Consider the following 18,058-nt stretch of genomic DNA (forward strand, 5'->3'; position numbering starts at 1 on the left):
CCTCGTGTGCCTACATTTCCCCGCTCCAAGGATCCCGGATGCTTGAACTTGTCGCCGCCTTCATTTGCCTTACCACCCTGCTCACCTATGTGAACTTCCGTTTCATCGGCCTGCCGCCAACCATCGGCGTGATGGTCACCGCGCTGATCTTCTCGCTGATCCTGCAAGGCCTGAGCGTGCTCGGCTTCCCTGGCCTGGAGGAACGCGTCCAGCAACTGATCGGCCAGATCGATTTCGGCGATCTACTGATGAACTGGATGCTCTCGTTCCTGCTGTTCGCCGGCGCCTTGCACGTCAACTTGAACGACCTGCGCAGCTATCGCTGGCCCATCGGCCTGCTGGCAACCTTTGGTGTGCTGATCGCCACCGTCGTGATCGGCAGCCTGGCGTACTACATCTTCGCCCTGTTTGGCTGGCACGTAAGCTTCCTTTACTGCCTGCTCTTCGGCGCACTGATTTCCCCCACCGACCCGATTGCGGTGCTTGGCGTACTGCGTACCGCCAATGCATCGAAACCGTTGAAAACCACCATCGTCGGCGAGTCGCTGTTCAACGACGGCACCGCCGTGGTGGTGTTTACCGTGCTGCTGGGCATCGCGCAGTTGGGCGAGACGCCGACCGTGAGCGCCACCGCTATGCTATTTGCCCACGAAGCCATTGGTGGCGTGGTCTTTGGCGGGCTGATCGGCTACCTCGTGTACCTGATGATCAAGAGCATCGAACAGCATCAGATCGAAGTCATGCTGACCCTCGCCCTGGTGATCGGCGGCTCGGCCATGGCTTCGGAACTGCACGTCTCGGCGCCGATTGCGATGGTCGTCGCGGGACTGATCATCGGTAACCTGGGGCGCAAGCTGGCGATGAACGACATGACCCGTCGTTACCTCGATGGCTTCTGGGAACTGCTTGACGACATGCTCAACGCCCTGTTGTTTGCGCTGATTGGCATGGAGTTGCTGCTATTGCCATTCAACTGGTTGCACGTGTTCGCAGCCAGCCTGTTGGCGCTGGCGATCCTGCTGTCACGCCTGTTGACGGTGGCCCCTGCCATCCTGCTGTTGCGGCGCTGGCGCACGGTGCCACGCGGCACCATCCGCATCCTGACCTGGGGTGGCTTGCGTGGTGGCGTCTCGGTGGCACTGGCCCTCGCCTTGCCGCTCGGCCCGGAGCGTGACCTGCTGCTGAGCATCACCTACATCGTGGTGCTGTCATCGATCCTGTTGCAGGGCTTGAGCATCGGCAAGCTGGTCAAGCACGTGACCCGGGACGAGCCCCAGGCCGCGCCTGAACCTCACTGATCCTTGTTGATCTGCTGCGGATGCCTTGGATCCGCAGCCGCTTTGCCCGGCAGGCTGCTTTCACTGCGGATCTGCGCGTGACTGATCAGTGCGAAGATGAAGCTGCCACCGATGATGTTGCCCGCCAGCGTCGGCCCGGCAAAGATCAGCCAGAAGTCCTTCCACGGCAGTTCGCCGGCAAATACCAGGTAGGACACCTCCGCCGAGCCGACGACGATATGGGTGAAATCCCCCAGCGCCATCAGGTAAGTGATCAGGATGATGATCCACATCTTCGCACTTTCCATCGAAGGGATCATCCAGACCATGGTGGCGATCATCCAGCCGGACACAATGCCCTTGGCAAACATCTGTCCAGGATCGTTTTCCATGATCTTGCGCCCGATATCGAGGAAGGCCAGGTCAGTCTTGGTGTCAAAGATCGGCAGGTGCAACATTACGTAGGCCACCAACAAGGTGCCGCACAGGTTGCCCACCAACACCACTGACCATAGGCGCAACAGACGACCGGCATTGCCCAGGGTAGGCTTGCTCATCACCGGCAGCACCGCAGTCAGGGTGTTTTCGGTAAACAGTTGCTGACGCGCCAGTATCACTGCGAGAAACCCCGCGCAATAGCCGAAGCTGGCTATCACCTTGAAGCCTTCACCGTCCGGCAGCCGCGAATTGAGCAACCCCATGGCCATCAATGACAGCCCCATGGTGAGCCCGGCCGCCAGTGCCGACCACCACAAGGCGGCGACACTGCGTTCCAGTTCCTGGTCGCCCTGGGTGCGGATGATTTCGTGCAGAACCGCCGCTCGCGGCGGCTGGTTCTTGTCGACGTCCTGTTGCTCTTCCTGCGACAGGTTGGGGGTCTTGCCGTCTGCTTGAGTGGCCATGATGTTCCAGAGTCCGAGAGGTGCCTGAAACTACGACCTGCCGCAACGATGGCTGTTCAATGGCTCGGCAGCTAAACCGGAATAAGCCAGGCCTTTGCCTGGTCTACCGCAGGGGAACTGACCAGAGTGTTCCAGGGCTTATCGTGGGGTTGATAGTATTTGATGATGCCGTTGAGCACGCTGTTGAAGTCAGCCGGTGTGGTTGCGTCGCGCAGATCTCGCGCCGCGCGCTGCAACAACTCAACGTTGGCGGGCGGCTGGCCGGGAAGGTACAACGACGGGTAAATGACCTCCCTGGTAAAATTCTCGCCCTTCACCCCGACATCCCGTCTTTGCATTTCAGTAACGGCGCTGCTCAACACCTTGGACAGGCTCGAAGAATTGCTCGACGCCAGTCTGGCGCCCACCTGCAACAACTGCTGGAAATTACGATGGCCCGGCGCATTCAAGCGTTTGCCCAGCCACTCGATATGCTCGGGCCTGCCAGCCAGGGCATCCAGATTGCGTAGCGCCGAGGCCAGCATCGGTGTAATCACCAGCGACGTGCTGGACTGATTGGCTTCGCTGATCGCGGCGTCCAACGCTTGCAGCGCCTGTTGTGCCTGCTGGCGAAACCGCAACGCGTCTGCGCCAGCCGGATCCTTGTGCAGCTCATCCTGCACGCCGGCGAGCATTTGATCATCCATCGCCATCACAGCATCGTCCAGGGAGGCGAACTCATGACGCTCACGCACCAACTCGCGCTTTTCCAGATGCCCTGACACTGCCTGGTGAGCCTTGGCCTGCAGGTGCTGCTTCTGCTCAGGGGTCATGGTGAAGTTGACCGTGCCGTTAAGCAGGCCGCGAAAATCACCTTTTTCCGAATTCAGCGGCAAGGTTATCGATTGATCCTCGAACGCTTTGAGCCGGTCGTCCTGGTAGGCTTGCGCAGCGGTATGCGGTGCCCCCGAGAAGGTGTCGCCCAGAAAACTGAAAAAGCTGCCGCTGTTGGACGAATCAGCGGTTTTTTCAGACTCGAATTTTACGATCAGCGTTTCGTCCTTGCTCAGGGGACTCTCCGGGAAAGAACGTTCGATAACCCCGGAAGCCGGCGTATTGAGCAACAGTCCACCATCCTGAAAAGCCGTGATTTCAGCTTCGGCCTGGAACCCATGGCCTTGCTCGGATGGACTACTGAACAGGCCCGGCAGCGCACTGGAAATATGCGCCGCACGAGCAATATCCATATCCGGCGTCAAGCTGGCATTGAACACCACCAATTGCGGGCGGCCATCGAACATGCCAGTACCCGTGATGTTGAGCTGCTTGATCGCCGGGATATGGCGACTCAACACCTCCAGATCGCGAAAGGCAGGCCCTGCTCCCGCGCTGAGCCGGTTGGCGATTTCGGTGACTTCAGTCGGCCGTTTGGCCTCGGGTATGTCCGCGATATGGGCGAGTATGGATTGACGTGACTGGTCGCGGATCAATTCCTCCAGTGGCTGTGCGTCGCTTTGCAGGCGCGGCAACATGGTCAGCAACAGTTGAGAAATATTACCCACCGGGCCAGGCAGCTTGCCGGCGAGCTTGCCAAGCTGGGAACTGACACCCTGCAGCCAGGCCAGGACCGGGTTTTTGCTGTTGAGCAAGCTGGGCAGGTCGAGGTTGTTCGACAACTCGGTGAATGCCTTGGCGTCCATGCCACTGGCGAGCACCGCTGCAGAGATCGCACCGGCAGATGAGCCGGAAACCACCTTGATGTCTTTCAGTTTGTCGGCCTCTTCAAGGGCCTGCACCACCCCTGGAAAGGCGATGCCCTTGGCACCACCACCACTGAGCACCAGGTGTGCCGGGGGGGGCGGTGACAGTGCGACCTCCACACGCCCGTCGCCGTGGCGAAAAACGCTGACCTTGCTTGCGCCCGCGCTTTTGACCAAGGGCGTCTTCACCTCTTGATCGAGGTTTAGAGGTAGCAGTGGCTGATTCTGTACAACGGGCTTTGAGACATTCATACACGAGGCTCTCTCTACAGGGTGTAGGCCTGAGTGATGAGAGAGCCTCGGAACGATCCATGCGGTAGAAACTGGTAACGCAAATCATGCCATGCAGCTGTTACTCAGAGAGACCGTCGTCCTTGAACTGGTCCTTCACGTACTTGATTTCGGTACGGCCGTGAGGCGCTGGCAAACCGTCTTCGCCGAGGTTGACGAAGACCATTTTTTCCACGGTCAGGATGCTTTTGCGGGTGATCTTGTTACGCACTTCGCAGGTCAGGGTGATCGAGGTGCGGCCAAACTCGGTAGCGGTGATGCCCAGTTCGATGATGTCGCCCTGACGCGAGGCGCTGACAAAGTTGATTTCGGAAATGTACTTGGTCACCACGCGCTGGTTGCCGAGCTGGACAATCGCATAGATGGCCGCTTCTTCATCGATCCAGCGCAGCAGGCTACCGCCAAACAGGGTGCCGTTGGGGTTGAGGTCTTCGGGTTTTACCCATTTGCGGGTGTGGAAGTTCATGGTCACTCCAAAGCGTCTTGCCAAATGATGGGCAACATCATGGCAGAGCGCGGTCCCAAGCTCTATGAACCATTGCCTATCACCCCCATGAGCGATCTTCATGCGGCCGACAGAAAGGCTTGGGAAGTGCGCCGTACACGGCTATAATCGCTCCCGCTTCAAAACGGTCATCTTCAGTTGATACCGTTCTCCCGCCACCTGTCCGAGGGGCGCTGCAGCAGGTTCAACCTGTCAGGCTCGGATGGGGCGTTGTCCGGCCTGGTTGCCCTGGCCTGATACTAAACGCACAACGGCGCCCATTCGCACACTACGAATGGAGGCTCTTCATGAGCGCTGTCATCACGCCTGCAGATTTCACCGACTACAAAGTCGCCGACATGTCCCTCGCTGCCTGGGGCCGTCGCGAAACCTTTATCGCCGAATCCGAAATGCCTGCCCTCATGGGCCTGCGTCGCAAGTACGCCGCCGAGCAACCGCTCAAGGGCGCGAAGATCCTCGGCTGCATCCACATGACCATCCAGACCGCCGTGCTGATCGAGACCCTGGTTGCACTGGGTGCCGAAGTGCGTTGGTCGTCCTGCAACATCTTCTCGACCCAGGACCAGGCCGCTGCCGCCATCGCTGCCGCCGGTATCCCGGTATTTGCCTGGAAGGGCGAGACAGAAGAAGAGTACGAGTGGTGCCTGGAGCAAACCATCCTCAAGGATGGCGCGCCATGGGATGCCAACATGATCCTCGACGACGGCGGTGACCTGACCGAGCTGCTGCACAAGAAGTACCCGCAGATCCTCGACCGCGTCCACGGCGTGACCGAAGAAACCACCACCGGCGTGCACCGCCTGCTGGACATGCTGGCCAAGGGCGAGTTGAAAATCCCGGCCATCAACGTCAACGACTCGGTGACCAAGAGCAAGAACGACAACAAGTACGGCTGCCGTCACAGCCTGAACGACGCGATCAAGCGCGGCACCGACCACCTGCTGTCGGGCAAGCAAGCCCTGGTGATCGGCTACGGTGACGTGGGCAAGGGTTCGTCCCAGTCCCTGCGCCAGGAAGGCATGATCGTCAAGGTTTCCGAAGTCGACCCGATCTGCGCCATGCAAGCCTGCATGGACGGTTTCGAAGTGGTTTCACCGTTCATCGACGGCATCAACGACGGCACCGAAGCAAGCATCGACAAAGCCCTGCTGGGCAAGATCGATCTGATCGTCACCACCACCGGTAACGTGAACGTGTGCGATGCAAACATGCTCAAGGCCCTGAAAAAGCGCGCCGTGGTGTGCAACATCGGTCACTTCGACAACGAGATCGACACCGCCTTCATGCGTAAGAACTGGGCATGGGAAGAAGTGAAGCCGCAGGTTCACAAGGTTCACCGTACCGGTGCCGGTCAGTTCGACCCGCAGAACGATGACTACCTGATCCTGCTGGCCGAAGGCCGCCTGGTTAACCTGGGCAACGCCACCGGCCACCCAAGCCGCATCATGGACGGCTCGTTTGCCAACCAGGTACTGGCGCAGATCTTCCTGTTCCAACAGAAGTACGCCGACCTGTCGCCAGCCCAGAAAGCCGAGCGCCTGACCGTGGAAGTGCTGCCGAAGAAACTCGACGAAGAAGTGGCCCTGGAAATGGTCCGCGGCTTCGGCGGCGTGGTGACTCAACTGACCAAGACCCAGGCCGACTACATCGGCGTGACGGTTGAAGGCCCATTCAAGCCGCACGCTTACCGCTACTGATACACCTGCTGCCCACTCTCCCTTTGGGGGAGCGGGCTTTAATGTGGGAGGGGGCTTGCTCCCGATGGCGGTGGGCCAGTCAATATATTATTAACTGACACACCGCCATCGGGAGCAAGCCCCCTCCCACATCGACGGTGTACACACTCCGCAATTCTGGGTTTCAAAGGGTATGACCATGTCCCAAGACCGTCGCTACAGCTTCGAGTTCTTCCCGACCAAGACCGATGCTGGGCATGAAAAACTGATGGCCACCGCCAAGGTGCTGGCCAGCTACAACCCCGACTTCTTTTCCTGCACCTACGGCGCCGGTGGTTCGACCCGCGACCGCACGATCAACACCGTGCTGCAGTTGGAAAGCCAAGTCAAAATTCCCGCCGCTCCGCACTTGTCGTGCGTGGGCGACAGTAAGAACGACCTGCGCGGCCTGCTGACCCATTACCAGCAAGCCGGTATCCAGCGTATCGTCGCCCTGCGTGGCGACCTGCCCTCAGGCATGGGCATGGCCAGCGGCGAGCTGCGCTACGCCAACGAGCTGGTGAGTTTTATCCGTGAAGAAAGTGGCGATCACTTCCATATCGAAGTGGCCGCCTACCCGGAAATGCACCCCCAGGCGCGCAATTTCGAGGACGATTTGCAGAATTTCGTGCGCAAGGCCAATGCCGGCGCCAACAGTGCGATTACCCAGTACTTCTTCAACGCCGACAGCTACTTCTACTTCGTCGAGCGTGTACGGGCGATGGGTGTGAACATCCCGATCGTGCCGGGCATCATGCCAATCACCAATTACAGCAAGCTGGCGCGCTTTTCCGACGCCTGCGGCGCCGAGATCCCACGCTGGGTGCGCAAACAACTGGAAGCCTATGGCGACGATGTCAAAAGCATCCAGGCGTTCGGCGAGCAGGTCATTACCGAGATGTGTGAGCAATTGTTGCAAGGTGGCGCGCCAGGGTTGCACTTCTATACCCTGAATCAGGCTGAACCCAGCCTTGCCATTTGGAACAACCTCAAGCTGCCACGCTAGAGCTTTCCGGTTGTGCCAAGGCCCTCGTCCAGACGAGGGCCTTTGTCGTTTTACGTTATCCACGGAACCCCGTAGTCCATGAATACAGTGTCCTCGCCTTCCCGTCCGCAACTGGTCTACCTGGTCTTCGGTGCCGAGACCTACCACCAGGAGGCGGTGTTCAGCATTGCCAGCGCACTTGCGTTCCTGCAGGAGACTCCGGACGCAAACGTAGACATCCAGGTATTCAGCGACAATCCCGAACCTTATCGCCTGCTGCCGGTGCGCGTGCGCCCTCTTGACGAGGCCACCCGCAAACGCTGGAGCGAGCCCCACGGCTATCACTTTCGCACCAAACACGTGGTGCTGCGCCAAGTGTTGCAAGAGTCCCCGGTGGCGCTGCTGATCGACACCGACACCTTCTTCCACCACTCGCCCATGGCGCTGTTCGAGCGCGTCCAGCCCGGCACCCTGCTGTGCAATGCCTTCTACACCAAGTACGGCGATAATCACGAAAGCATCCTCTACACGGCTCTGCGCCAGCGCCTGCTGGATATGGGCGTGGCCGACGATGACATGATGACCCTCAATTCCGGCGTCATGGGCCTGACCCAGCAGGATGCGCACATCCTCGATCGCTCCATTGAGTTGATGGATGAGCTGTTCCCCCATGCCCAGGGCGCGTATACCCTGGAGGAATTCTGCCTATCCATCGCCGCCTATCGCACTGTCAAGGTGCGCGAGTGCCCGGACCTGATCCATCATTACTGGAGCCGTAAGCAGCTGTTCCGGGCCAAGGTCAAGGCGTGGATCGCCAAGCACGCCAGCGCTCCTACCAGTGCCCAAGCCCTGGCCGACACGCGTCAGGTGTCCTCGCATCTGCCACGTCCACCACGCTTGCAGCGCTTGATGTATAAGCTCATCACCCTGTTGCTGCCCAAGCACCAGCGACAGTTCATCCGCGAAATTCTTTACGGTTGCTACGAACACGAAAACGAGTTCGACCAGGCCTGCGGTCCGGTTTGGTGGGATAAGGCCCGACAAAACCAGGAGGAACGCCAGAAGCGCCCAATCGATGCCCACCAGTTGGAGCACTGGTTCGCCAACCCCTTGGTGCGCCTGATCCTGGGTGAGCGCCGCGCCGCGATCCACGAACACCTGCTCGACGTTCCGGCGAAATAGGACCGTCCGCCAATGCGCATGCCAGAGCTTCTCTTTCGCCCAGGAGCATCGTAACCTGAGGGCATGCCCGTCATTTTCAAGCTGTTGACCGCTGCGCTTTTTGCTTGCCTGAGCCTGGCCGCTAATGGCGAGAAATTGCGCATTGTTACCGAGCCCTGGGCCCCCTACGTCTACGATGACCACGGCCGCATGGCTGGCCTGGACTATGAAACCACCGTGATCGTGTTCCAGCGACTTGGCGTCGAGGTGCAATGGCAGTTCCTGCCCTGGAAGCGCTGCCTGGCGATGCTCGATCAGGGCCACGCTGACGGCGCGCTGGATATTTTCCACAGCCACGACCGTGACGCCTTGTTGCTCTACCCCGGTGAGCCATTGTCGCAAGTCGAGTTCGTGCTGTTCTACGCCAACGACCGCCCGCATCCCGCCGAAACCCTCGATGACCTGCGTGGCCTGACCGTCGGCATTTCCCCCGGCTACCTCTATGGCGATGCATTCAGCGACTCCAGCGCCTTTGAGCGTGAGCCCGCACCCAGCCATGAAGCCAATTTCGGTAAGCTCATGCTCGGGCGCATCGATCTGGTGGTTACTGACCGACGGGTCGGGCAACACGTGATCAAGGCGCTGGGCCTTGAGGGCAAGGTCAGCCAGGCGTCGGTGGTGGTCAGCCGCCAGCCGCAATTTCTCGCGGTGCGGCGTGGCGCGGGCATGGACCTGCTGGTACAACGCTTTGCCGCCGAGCTCAAGCGCTTCAAGCAAGAGCCGGCCTATGCCGCCTTGAGCGCCAAATATGGTGGAATGCACACACAAAAGGCGCCTATATCAGCGTCAGGACGCGCCGTTGAGCAGCAGGAAAGCAGCGCACCGTGATTGCTCTGTTATACTCCGGCCTTTCCGCCAGGCTTACGCCCGGCCGCTCGGGTCTTGAAAAAGGCACCCAACCCAGCTACTGCGCAGCTTTGCAGCCCGCGCGAGCCGGTGGCGTGCCCACCAGACGCAGCAGGACCGGACGGGATTTCGCTCCCCTAAGCGCCATTCACGCCCGGCAAGATTATCCCTTTGGGCCAAGCCCTAACTAAAACAGGATTACTCATGTCCTTTGCTTCCCTCGGTCTCTCCGAGGCTTTAGTCCGCGCCATCGAGGCGGCGGGCTATACCGAGCCTACTCCGGTGCAACAGCGGGCCATTCCCGCCGTGTTGCAAGGTCGCGACCTGATGGTCGCGGCTCAGACAGGTACTGGTAAAACCGGCGGTTTCGCCCTCCCGATCCTGGAGCGGTTGTTTCCCAACGGTCACCCGGACAAATCCCAGCGTCATGGCCCGCGCCAACCGCGCGTACTGGTCCTGACCCCAACCCGCGAACTCGCAGCCCAGGTGCATGACAGCTTCAAGCTGTATGCCCGCGACTTGAAGTTCGTCAGCGCCTGCATCTTCGGCGGCGTCGGCATGAACCCCCAGGTTCAGGCCATGTCCCGTGGCGTCGACGTGCTGGTGGCCTGCCCCGGCCGTTTGCTTGATCTGTGCGGCCAAGGCAGCGTCGATTTGTCCCACGTGGAAATCCTCGTGCTGGACGAAGCCGACCGCATGCTCGACATGGGCTTTGTCCATGACGTGAAGAAGGTCCTCGCCCGCCTGCCGGCAAAACGCCAGAACCTGCTGTTCTCGGCAACGTTCTCCCAGGACATCACCGCCCTGGCCGGCAAGCTGCTGCACAACCCGGAACGCATCGAAGTCACGCCGCCGAACACCACGGTCGAGCGTATCGAGCAACGCGTATTCCGCCTGGCCGCCAGCCACAAGCGTGCGCTGCTGGCACACCTGATCACCCACGGCGCGTGGGAACAGGTACTGGTCTTCACCCGCACCAAGCACGGCGCCAATCGCCTGGCCGAGTACCTGGACAAACACGGCCTCACCGCCGTCGCCATCCACGGCAACAAGAGCCAGAACGCACGCACCAAGGCCCTGGCCGATTTCAAGGCCGGCTCCGTACGTATCCTGGTCGCCACCGATATCGCCGCACGCGGCCTGGATATCGACCAGTTGCCACACGTGGTCAACTTCGAGCTGCCCAACGTCGATGAAGACTATGTGCACCGTATCGGCCGTACTGGCCGTGCCGGTCGTTCGGGCGAGGCCATTTCCCTGGTCGCGCCGGACGAAGAAAAACTGCTGAAAAGCATCGAGCGCATGACCAAGCAGAAAATCGCCGACGGCGACCTGATGGGCTTCGATGCCAGCGCCGTGGAGGCCGAGAAGCCTGAAGCCCGCGAGCGTCCGGATGTGCGCAACCCACGTAACCCACGCGGTCCGAAGGGCGATGGCCCGAACGGCGGCGGTGGTGGCGGTGGCCGTCGCGACAAAGGCAAGGACAAGGGCAAGGAAAAATCCGCGACCAGCAGCCGTGGCGAACGCCCGGCCCGTGAGCAGAAGCCTCGCGAAGGTACTCCGGCCCGCGAACAGCGCCAGCCGAGCCAGCCGCCGCGCGCCGCCGCTGACCGTGCCCCGGACGAGTTCCTCGACGACGATGTGGACAACTTCGGTAACCGCGTCGACTACGTGCCTCAGGCCAAGCCCGCCCAGGGCCGTGGTCGTCGTCCAGGCGCCCCGGCACAAGGCGCTGGTGCGGGTGCTCCCCGTGGCGGCCAGCCACAAGGCGGTCGCCAGAACGGCCCGCGCAACAGCAGCGGCGGGACTACCGGTACTCCGCCTGCCAAGCGCAGCGGCCCGCGCAATGGTGCACCACGTGACGGCCAGGCGCGTCGTGAAGATTCGCGCAGCAACAATCGCCGCCCGGCCCGTGATGACCAGCCGCGCCTGTCTGAGCCAGCGGTGCAAAACCCGCGTGGTGGCCCGGCGCCGAAGATCATCCACAAGGAGTCGAAAGCCGATCGTTTCCCGACACCCGAGCAGTTGGACCAACTGCCAGGTCGTCCTCGGGGTGAAAAACCAGCGTTGCTGACCCGCAACCGCGAGGCATAAAAAAAACCCGTATCGCGAGATACGGGTTTTTTTTGCCTGTAGGAACGGGCTTGCTTGCTAAGGTCGTCAACGATAACGCGAGCATCCTGGTTTAACGCGGTGTCCTTGCGGCCTTCGCGAGCAAGCTCGCTCCTACATACGAAGCATTACTTCGCTTTCACACCTTCAAAGGTGATGTACAGCTGAACCACGTCGGACTGTGGACCTACGTCCATGCCCTTCGGAACGAACTCTTTACGGCTGATCGAGGTGGTGCCTTCAAAGCCTGCACGGTAACCACCCCATGGATCCTTGCCTTCGCCCAGGAACGTAGCCTTGACCACGATAGGCTTGGTTACGCCATGGAAGGTCAGGTCGCCAGTGACATCAGCAGTCTGCTTGCCATCAGCGTTCTTGCCGGTTGGCTTGACGCTGGTGGAGACGAACTTGGCGTCAGGGAATTTGCCCGAATCCAGAAAGTCTGCGCTGTTGACATGCTTGTCGCGCTCGGCGTGGTTGGAGAACACGCTGGCGGTGCGGACATTCATTTCAATCTTGGCGTCTTCTGGCTTGGCAGCGTCAAAGCTGAATTTGCCGTCCAGGTCCTTGAAGGTACCGGTGATGTAGCTGTAGCCCAGGTGGCTGATCTTGAAATCGACGAAGGCGTGCTGGCCTTCCTTGTCGATCACATAGTCAGCGGCCATCGCCGAACCAGCGGACAGCAGGGCAGAACCGATTGCCAGAGCAGCGAGTGTTTTTTTCAACATGCTTTCTATTCCTTGTGAGTCGAGGTTGAACATCAGGCTTTGCGCCCCAGCATTCGTGTCAGGGTCGCATCACGATCGATAAAGTGGTGTTTCAACGCAGCCACGCCATGCAAGCCGGCGAAGACCACCAACACCCAGGCCAGGTACAGATGCACCCAACCGGCGGTATCTGCCTGGTCCGGTAGACCGGAAACCAGGGCAGGAATTTCAAACAGGCCAAACACCGGGATACCGACACCGTCGGCGGTGGAAATCAGGTAACCGGCAATCATCACGGCAAACAGCCCCAGATACAGGAACGCGTGCCCAAATGCAGCACCGATCCGTGTCATGCGGCTATAGCTGGCCAGCGGCGGTGGCGGCGGGCTGACCAGGCGCCAGACGATACGTACCAGCATGATGGCAAACAGCGTGATGCCAATGCTCTTGTGCAAGTCAGGCGCATCTTTGCGCCAGGCGCTGTAGTAGTCGAGGCCGACCATCCACAGGCCCAATGCGAATAAACCGAACACCACCAAGGCAACTCCCCAGTGGAGAACCATGCTGACCCAACCGTAGCGAGCGGGCGAATTGCGTAGCTGCATGTACTTAATCCCGTAAGAACTGTGCCCAAGACTAGCGTTTTACCTATCGAATTAAAGCGGAAAATTTCGCTTTGAAATATCGAGAAATACGATGAAGAGGCTAGGTATCATAAATTAACAAGGGATTAAGACTATTCCCTGGAAACGTGACAGACCGTCCTGCATTTACCGCGAATTTGCCCGTAATGGCTTGTGACCCAAGCCACCATTGCATAGGCTTGCCCGATTGTTACACCTGCGCAGGCCGCAGGACCGCTTCGAGGAGATCACCGATGGGCTTGAATAACCAGTGGATGCAACGCGACCTCGCGGTGCTGTGGCATCCCTGCACCCAGATGAAAGACCACCAGCAACTGCCGCTGATCCCGATCAAGCGCGGTGAAGGCGTATGGCTGGAGGACTTCGAAGGCAAGCGCTACCTCGATGCTGTCAGTTCCTGGTGGGTCAATGTGTTTGGCCACGCCAACCCGCGTATCAACCAGCGCATCAAGGATCAGGTCGATCAACTGGAACACGTGATCCTCGCCGGATTCAGTCACCAGCCGGTGATCGAGCTGTCTGAACGCCTGGTGCAGATGACGCCTGAAGGCCTGACGCGCTGCTTCTATGCCGATAACGGTTCATCCTGTATCGAAGTCGCGTTGAAGATGAGCTTTCACTACTGGCTCAACCGCGGCCTGCCAAACAAGAAGCGCTTCGTCACCCTGACCAACAGCTACCATGGCGAAACCATCGCCGCGATGTCGGTGGGCGACGTGCCGCTGTTTACCGAAACCTACAAGGCACTGCTGCTCGACACCATCAAGGTGCCGAGCCCGGACTGCTACCTGCGCCCCGACGGCATGAGCTGGGAAGAACATTCGCGCAACATGTTCCTGGCCATGGAACAGACCCTGGCCGACAACCATGACACCGTCGCGGCGGTCATCGTCGAGCCACTGATCCAGGGCGCCGGCGGCATGCGCATGTACCACCCGGTATACCTCAAGCTGCTGCGCGAAGCCTGCGACCGCTATGGCGTACACCTGATCCACGATGAAATCGCCGTGGGCTTCGGTCGCACCGGCAGCATGTTCGCCTGTGAACAGGCCGGCATCCGCCCTGACTTCCTGTGCCTGTCCAAGGCCCTCACTGGCGGTTACCTGCCACTGGCCGCCGTGGTCACCACCGACGATGTCTACGACGCGTTCTACGACGACTACTCGACCCTGCGCGCCTTCCTGCACTCCCACAGTTACACCGGCAATCCCCTGGCATGCGCGGCGGCCTTGGCAACCCTGGATATTTTCGAAGAAGACAACGTCATCGAAAACAACAAAGCCCTGGCCCAGCGTATGGCCACCGCCACCGCGCACCTGGTGGACCATCCCCATGTCGCGGAAATCCGCCAGACCGGCATGGTGCTGGCCATCGAGATGGTGCAGGACAAAGCCACCAAGACCGCCTACCCATGGCAGGAACGCCGTGGCCTGAAGGTCTTCGAGCATGCCCTGGAACGCGGCGCGCTGTTGCGGCCGTTGGGCAGCGTGGTGTATTTCCTGCCGCCGTATGTGATTACCCCGGAGCAGATCGACTTTCTGGCCGAGGTGGCCAGCGAGGGGATTGATATCGCCACTAACAGCAAAGTCAGTGTGGCAGTGCCGAAAGATTTTCACCCAGGCTTCCGTGATCCGGGTTGACTGCCTAAATCCTTATAGGAGCGAGCTTGCTCGCGAAGGCATTCCAAGCGCACCGCTGCGTCGGATATACGTTTTTCGCGAGCAAGAACTAGGCGTCCCCCTCGCTCCTACATACACCTTTTCAGAGAACAGAAATGAGACTGTCCCGCTTTTTCACCGACACCCCACTGAGCCTGGGCGATCACGAACTGCCCGAGGCCCAGGCGCATTACATCAGCCGTGTGTTGCGCATGGGTGAAGGCGATGCCGTGCAATTGTTCGACGGCTCTGGCCAGGAGTTCCGGGGTATTTTGCTGGAAGTCGGTAAGAAACGCGTCACTGTGCAACTGACAGAAAGCTTTGCCGGCCAGGCCGAATCGCCGCTGCACATCCACCTCGGCCAGGGCCTGTCCCGGGGTGAGCGTATGGATTGGGCGATCCAGAAAGCCACGGAACTGGGCGTCAATGCGATCACGCCGATCTTCAGCGAGCGTTGCGAAGTGCGCCTCAAGGACGAACGCGCCGACAAACGCCTGCTGCACTGGCGCCAAGTGGCAATCAGCGCGTGCGAGCAATGTGGGCGTTCTACGGTGCCGGTGATTCACGCACCAGTGTTGCTGGCCGACTGGCTGAAGCAAACTGAAGCCGACCTGAAACTGGTGTTGCACCCAGTCGCCGAGCCGATGATCAGTCACGCGAAGCCGGCGAGCCTGGCATTTCTGATCGGGCCGGAAGGTGGCTTGACCGACGGCGAAGTCGACACCGCCCAAGGCGCTGGCTTCCATGCTGCGCGGTTGGGTCCACGGGTATTACGTACCGAAACCGCGCCCGTGGTGGCGCTGTCGGTCGCCCAGCAACTCTGGGGTGATTTCTAAACGGAGCGATCACTCCACCGGATCACTCACCGGCTGCGCAATGATCGCCTTCAACTCGCTGGTCATCGGGAATTCCAGGTTCAGGCCCTTCGGCGGAATCGGCTGTTCAAACCAGCGCTGGTAAATCCCGTTGATCTCTCCTGAGCGGTACAAATCGCCCAAGGTTTCGTTGACCACCGCGAGAAACTGCGGGTCGTCCTTGCGCACCATGCAGCTGTAGATCTCCCGGGATTGCTCCTCACCCACCACTGCCCAATGGTGCGGGTCCTTGGCCTTGGCGCGCTCGCCATAAAGCAACGCATCATCCATATAGAACGCCGCCGCACGGCCGGTCTCAAGCATCTTGAAGGCTTCGCCATGGTCCTTGGCGCTGATGACAAACATATCGGCCTTATGCTCGGCGTTGTAACTCTTGAGAAAGCGCTCGTTGGTGGTGCCGGCGGTGGTCACCACGTTCTTGCCCTTGAGGTCTGCGAAGCCCTTGATGCCGCTGTCCTTGGCCGTCAGCAACTGGCCTTTGACGTAGATAAAACCATACGAGAACGCCACCTGCTTTTGCCGCTCGGCCGTCACACCAGTGGAGCCGCACTCCAGGTCGACGGTGCCGTTCTGCACCAGTGGAATTCGGGTCTGGGACGTCACCAGGTTGTACTTCACCTTGAGGTCGCTCAGCCCGATTTTCTGTTGGATGCGCTCGACAATCTTGTTCGCCAGATCCACCGAATAGCCCATCGGCTTGCCACTCTGATCTCCCACGTAGGAAAACGGCACCGACGCATCTCGATAGCCCAGGGTGATGGACTTGGCGCTGGCGATCTTGCTCAAAGCGCCCGTCAGAGACGTTTCAGTCGCATGGGCCTGTGCGCCCAGCAAAAGCCCCAGGGTGCAGCCGGTCAACAGGATTTTTTTCATTGTTATTCTCCGTTGGTAGGTCGGTTATTTACGTACTGCAATCACGCTGATTTCCACCAGCACACTCGGGCGCGCCAGCGCTGCTTGCAGGGTGGTGCGCGTGGGCGCCATTCCCGGCGAGAGCCATGCGGACCAGGCTTCATTCATCGGCGTAAAACCGGTACCGATGTCCTTCAGGTAAATCGTCGCGTTGAGCAGGTGATCCTTGTCGCTGCCCGCCTCGGCCAACAGCGCGTCGATCTTGGCCAACACTTCTCGGGTTTGGCTGGCCACGTCCTGGCCATCGCCCGGCACCTGGCCCGAGAGAAACACCAGGTCCTTGAAGGTCACGGCACCGCTAAGACGCTCGTTGCTGTTGATTCGGGTGATGGTCATGGCTGCATCCTCAAGCGGCGCGGGGCGCCAGGCCCTGCATATCAATGGAAGGAACATGCTGGCTGATCAATTCAGCCAATAGCTGGCCGCTGCCACAGGCCAGGGTAAAACCAAGCGCGCCGTGCCCCAGGTTCAACCACAGGTTGCGGTAGACGCTGGCGCCGATCAATGGCACGCCCGTCGGTGTTGCCGGGCGCATACCGGCCCATTCGACCGCGTGGGCGTAATCACCGGCCAAGGGAAACGTCTCCAGCGCCTGGCGCTTTATCAAGGCCAGGCGCTTGGGCTCAAGACGCGCATCAAAGCCGACAATATCCACCATGGCCGCGATCCGCAGTTGCTCACCGATGCGCGCGTAGACGATCTTGCGGTCATAGTCGGTGATGCTCACGTTCGGCGCGTTGTGCTGCGCGCCGATCGGCACGCTCAGACTGTAGCCTTTGAGCGGGTACAGCGGCAGCGACAAGCGCGGCAACGCCAACTCGGCGCTGCGATGCCCGGCAGCCAGCACCAACTGTTCGACCGGCATCACGTCGTGGCCCATTTCGATGGCCTGCACCGTACCGTCGGCGTGACGAATCCCGGTAACCTTGCGACCCAGCAAAAATGTACAGCGCCCTGAAGCCTTTAACCGAGCTGCCAGCTGTTGGCAAAAGGCATGACAGTCCGCCACTTCCTCATTCGGGGTATAGATGCCGCCGACAAACCCACCCGCCGCCAACGCAGGTTCCAGGTGCGTACAATCCACCGCAGACAGCACCTGCTGCTGCAGGACGTCGGCGACCTTGCTGCGTGCACGCTCAAACGTCTCGGCATTGCGAAAGGTCACCAGCTTGCCGTTGCGCCGCCAGTCGAAGCCATCCAGGCGATCATCGACACGCCATTGCTGCAAGGTGCCTTGACTCAGGCTCGCCAGCCGCAGCAAGTGGGCAGCGTTGCGCTTGTTCACCGAGCCCCGGCAGGCACCGATGAACGCGGCCATCCATCGCCATTGCTGGAGGTCAAGCCGTGGGCGCAGCTTCAGCGGCGAGTCGCCGCGCAACAGCCACCCAATCGCCTGCAGCGGCACGCCAGCGTCGGCCAATGGCGCAACATAGCGATAAGACAGCTGCCCACCGTTGGCGAAACTGGTTTCGCTGCCCAAGGTATCGCGGGCGTCGATCACCGTTACCTCATGGCCAGCCCGTACCAAAGCATAAGCACTGGCCAAGCCGATAACCCCACCACCGATGATACAAACCTGCCTGGCCATCCCAGCCCCCGACCGTTGATTAACTGAGGACCAAGCGTAGGCGCAGGTGACAGACCACCGACAATGAATAAAGATGGGTCA

General features: G+C 60.2%; 16 protein-coding genes and 1 riboswitch. Of the genes, 8 read left to right on the forward strand and 8 right to left on the reverse strand.

Annotation, left to right across the window (positions count from 1 at the left end):
* The first annotated feature begins 38 nt into the window (after nucleotides 1–38).
* A complete protein-coding gene (locus tag QYQ93_RS27220) occupies nucleotides 39–1,298 on the forward strand; it encodes a cation:proton antiporter (RefSeq protein WP_043046221.1) in 1,260 nt (419 codons plus the stop codon).
* Here the strand turns inward: QYQ93_RS27220 and QYQ93_RS27225 are convergent.
* The 3 genes from QYQ93_RS27225 to QYQ93_RS27235 all read right to left on the reverse strand — a co-directional run bounded on the left by QYQ93_RS27225 (nucleotide 1,292) and on the right by QYQ93_RS27235 (nucleotide 4,675).
* Entirely contained in the window at nucleotides 1,292–2,179 is an 888-nt protein-coding gene (locus tag QYQ93_RS27225; protein ID WP_043046222.1) for a formate/nitrite transporter family protein, read from the reverse strand. The genes QYQ93_RS27220 and QYQ93_RS27225 overlap by 7 nt on opposite strands.
* A gap of 71 nt (nucleotides 2,180–2,250) precedes the next feature.
* Entirely contained in the window at nucleotides 2,251–4,170 is a 1,920-nt protein-coding gene (locus QYQ93_RS27230; RefSeq protein WP_338475891.1) for a patatin-like phospholipase family protein, read from the reverse strand.
* A 100-nt stretch (nucleotides 4,171–4,270) separates the two neighbouring features.
* Nucleotides 4,271–4,675, reverse strand: a complete 405-nt coding sequence (locus tag QYQ93_RS27235) for an acyl-CoA thioesterase (protein WP_043046224.1) — start codon at nucleotides 4,673–4,675, stop codon at nucleotides 4,271–4,273.
* A 198-nt stretch (nucleotides 4,676–4,873) separates the two neighbouring features.
* Nucleotides 4,874–4,980: riboswitch (S-adenosyl-L-homocysteine riboswitch) on the forward strand.
* Nucleotides 4,981–5,001: 21 nt separating this feature from the next.
* On the opposite strand from QYQ93_RS27235, the gene ahcY reads away from it, so the two are divergent.
* The 5 genes from ahcY to QYQ93_RS27260 all read left to right on the forward strand — a co-directional run bounded on the left by ahcY (nucleotide 5,002) and on the right by QYQ93_RS27260 (nucleotide 11,575).
* Entirely contained in the window at nucleotides 5,002–6,411 is a 1,410-nt protein-coding gene (ahcY, locus tag QYQ93_RS27240; RefSeq protein WP_043046226.1) for an adenosylhomocysteinase, read from the forward strand.
* 178 nt (nucleotides 6,412–6,589) lie between these two features.
* A complete protein-coding gene (gene metF / locus QYQ93_RS27245; RefSeq protein ID WP_043046227.1) occupies nucleotides 6,590–7,435 on the forward strand; it encodes a methylenetetrahydrofolate reductase [NAD(P)H] in 846 nt (281 codons plus the stop codon).
* A 78-nt stretch (nucleotides 7,436–7,513) separates the two neighbouring features.
* A complete protein-coding gene (locus QYQ93_RS27250; RefSeq protein ID WP_043046228.1) occupies nucleotides 7,514–8,596 on the forward strand; it encodes a hypothetical protein in 1,083 nt (360 codons plus the stop codon).
* A 63-nt stretch (nucleotides 8,597–8,659) separates the two neighbouring features.
* Nucleotides 8,660–9,463: a substrate-binding periplasmic protein gene (locus QYQ93_RS27255; protein WP_043046230.1), complete on the forward strand. Its 804-nt coding sequence runs from the start codon at nucleotides 8,660–8,662 to the stop codon at nucleotides 9,461–9,463.
* 222 nt (nucleotides 9,464–9,685) lie between these two features.
* Nucleotides 9,686–11,575 carry a DEAD/DEAH box helicase gene (locus QYQ93_RS27260; protein ID WP_043046232.1) on the forward strand — a complete coding sequence of 630 codons (1,890 nt, stop codon included), beginning with the start codon at nucleotides 9,686–9,688 and terminating at the stop codon, nucleotides 11,573–11,575.
* A 146-nt stretch (nucleotides 11,576–11,721) separates the two neighbouring features.
* Here the strand turns inward: QYQ93_RS27260 and QYQ93_RS27265 are convergent, their stop codons facing one another.
* Both QYQ93_RS27265 and QYQ93_RS27270 read right to left on the reverse strand, forming a co-directional pair.
* Complete coding sequence (locus tag QYQ93_RS27265; protein ID WP_043046234.1) at nucleotides 11,722–12,321, reverse strand: YceI family protein; 600 nt, start codon at nucleotides 12,319–12,321, stop codon at nucleotides 11,722–11,724.
* A 32-nt stretch (nucleotides 12,322–12,353) separates the two neighbouring features.
* Nucleotides 12,354–12,905, reverse strand: a complete 552-nt coding sequence (locus tag QYQ93_RS27270; RefSeq protein ID WP_056782984.1) for a cytochrome b — start codon at nucleotides 12,903–12,905, stop codon at nucleotides 12,354–12,356.
* Nucleotides 12,906–13,177: 272 nt separating this feature from the next.
* On the opposite strand from QYQ93_RS27270, the gene QYQ93_RS27275 reads away from it, so the two are divergent.
* Together QYQ93_RS27275 and QYQ93_RS27280 are read left to right on the forward strand one after the other, a co-directional pair.
* Nucleotides 13,178–14,584, forward strand: a complete 1,407-nt coding sequence (locus QYQ93_RS27275; protein WP_043046236.1) for an adenosylmethionine--8-amino-7-oxononanoate transaminase — start codon at nucleotides 13,178–13,180, stop codon at nucleotides 14,582–14,584.
* 134 nt (nucleotides 14,585–14,718) lie between these two features.
* Nucleotides 14,719–15,438 (forward strand): 16S rRNA (uracil(1498)-N(3))-methyltransferase, encoded by a 720-nt coding sequence (locus QYQ93_RS27280; RefSeq protein WP_338475893.1) that lies wholly within the window; start codon nucleotides 14,719–14,721, stop codon nucleotides 15,436–15,438.
* A 9-nt stretch (nucleotides 15,439–15,447) separates the two neighbouring features.
* On the opposite strand, the gene QYQ93_RS27285 is transcribed toward QYQ93_RS27280, so the two are convergent.
* The 3 genes from QYQ93_RS27285 to QYQ93_RS27295 are packed head-to-tail and all read right to left on the reverse strand — an operon-like array spanning nucleotide 15,448 to nucleotide 17,977.
* Nucleotides 15,448–16,350, reverse strand: coding sequence for a transporter substrate-binding domain-containing protein (locus QYQ93_RS27285; protein ID WP_043046239.1), 903 nt, complete (start codon nucleotides 16,348–16,350; stop codon nucleotides 15,448–15,450).
* Between the two features lie 24 nt (nucleotides 16,351–16,374).
* The gene (locus tag QYQ93_RS27290) at nucleotides 16,375–16,725 is read right to left on the reverse strand and encodes a RidA family protein (protein WP_043046241.1); all 351 of its coding nucleotides are present in this window, start codon (nucleotides 16,723–16,725) and stop codon (nucleotides 16,375–16,377) included.
* A 10-nt stretch (nucleotides 16,726–16,735) separates the two neighbouring features.
* On the reverse strand, nucleotides 16,736–17,977 hold the full coding sequence (locus QYQ93_RS27295) for a D-amino acid dehydrogenase (protein ID WP_043046243.1): 1,242 nt from the start codon (nucleotides 17,975–17,977) through the stop codon (nucleotides 16,736–16,738).
* Nucleotides 17,978–18,058 lie beyond the last annotated feature (81 nt).

The sequence above is a fragment of the Pseudomonas khavaziana genome (genome assembly GCF_036704165.1).
GTDB lineage: Bacteria > Pseudomonadota > Gammaproteobacteria > Pseudomonadales > Pseudomonadaceae > Aquipseudomonas > Aquipseudomonas khavaziana.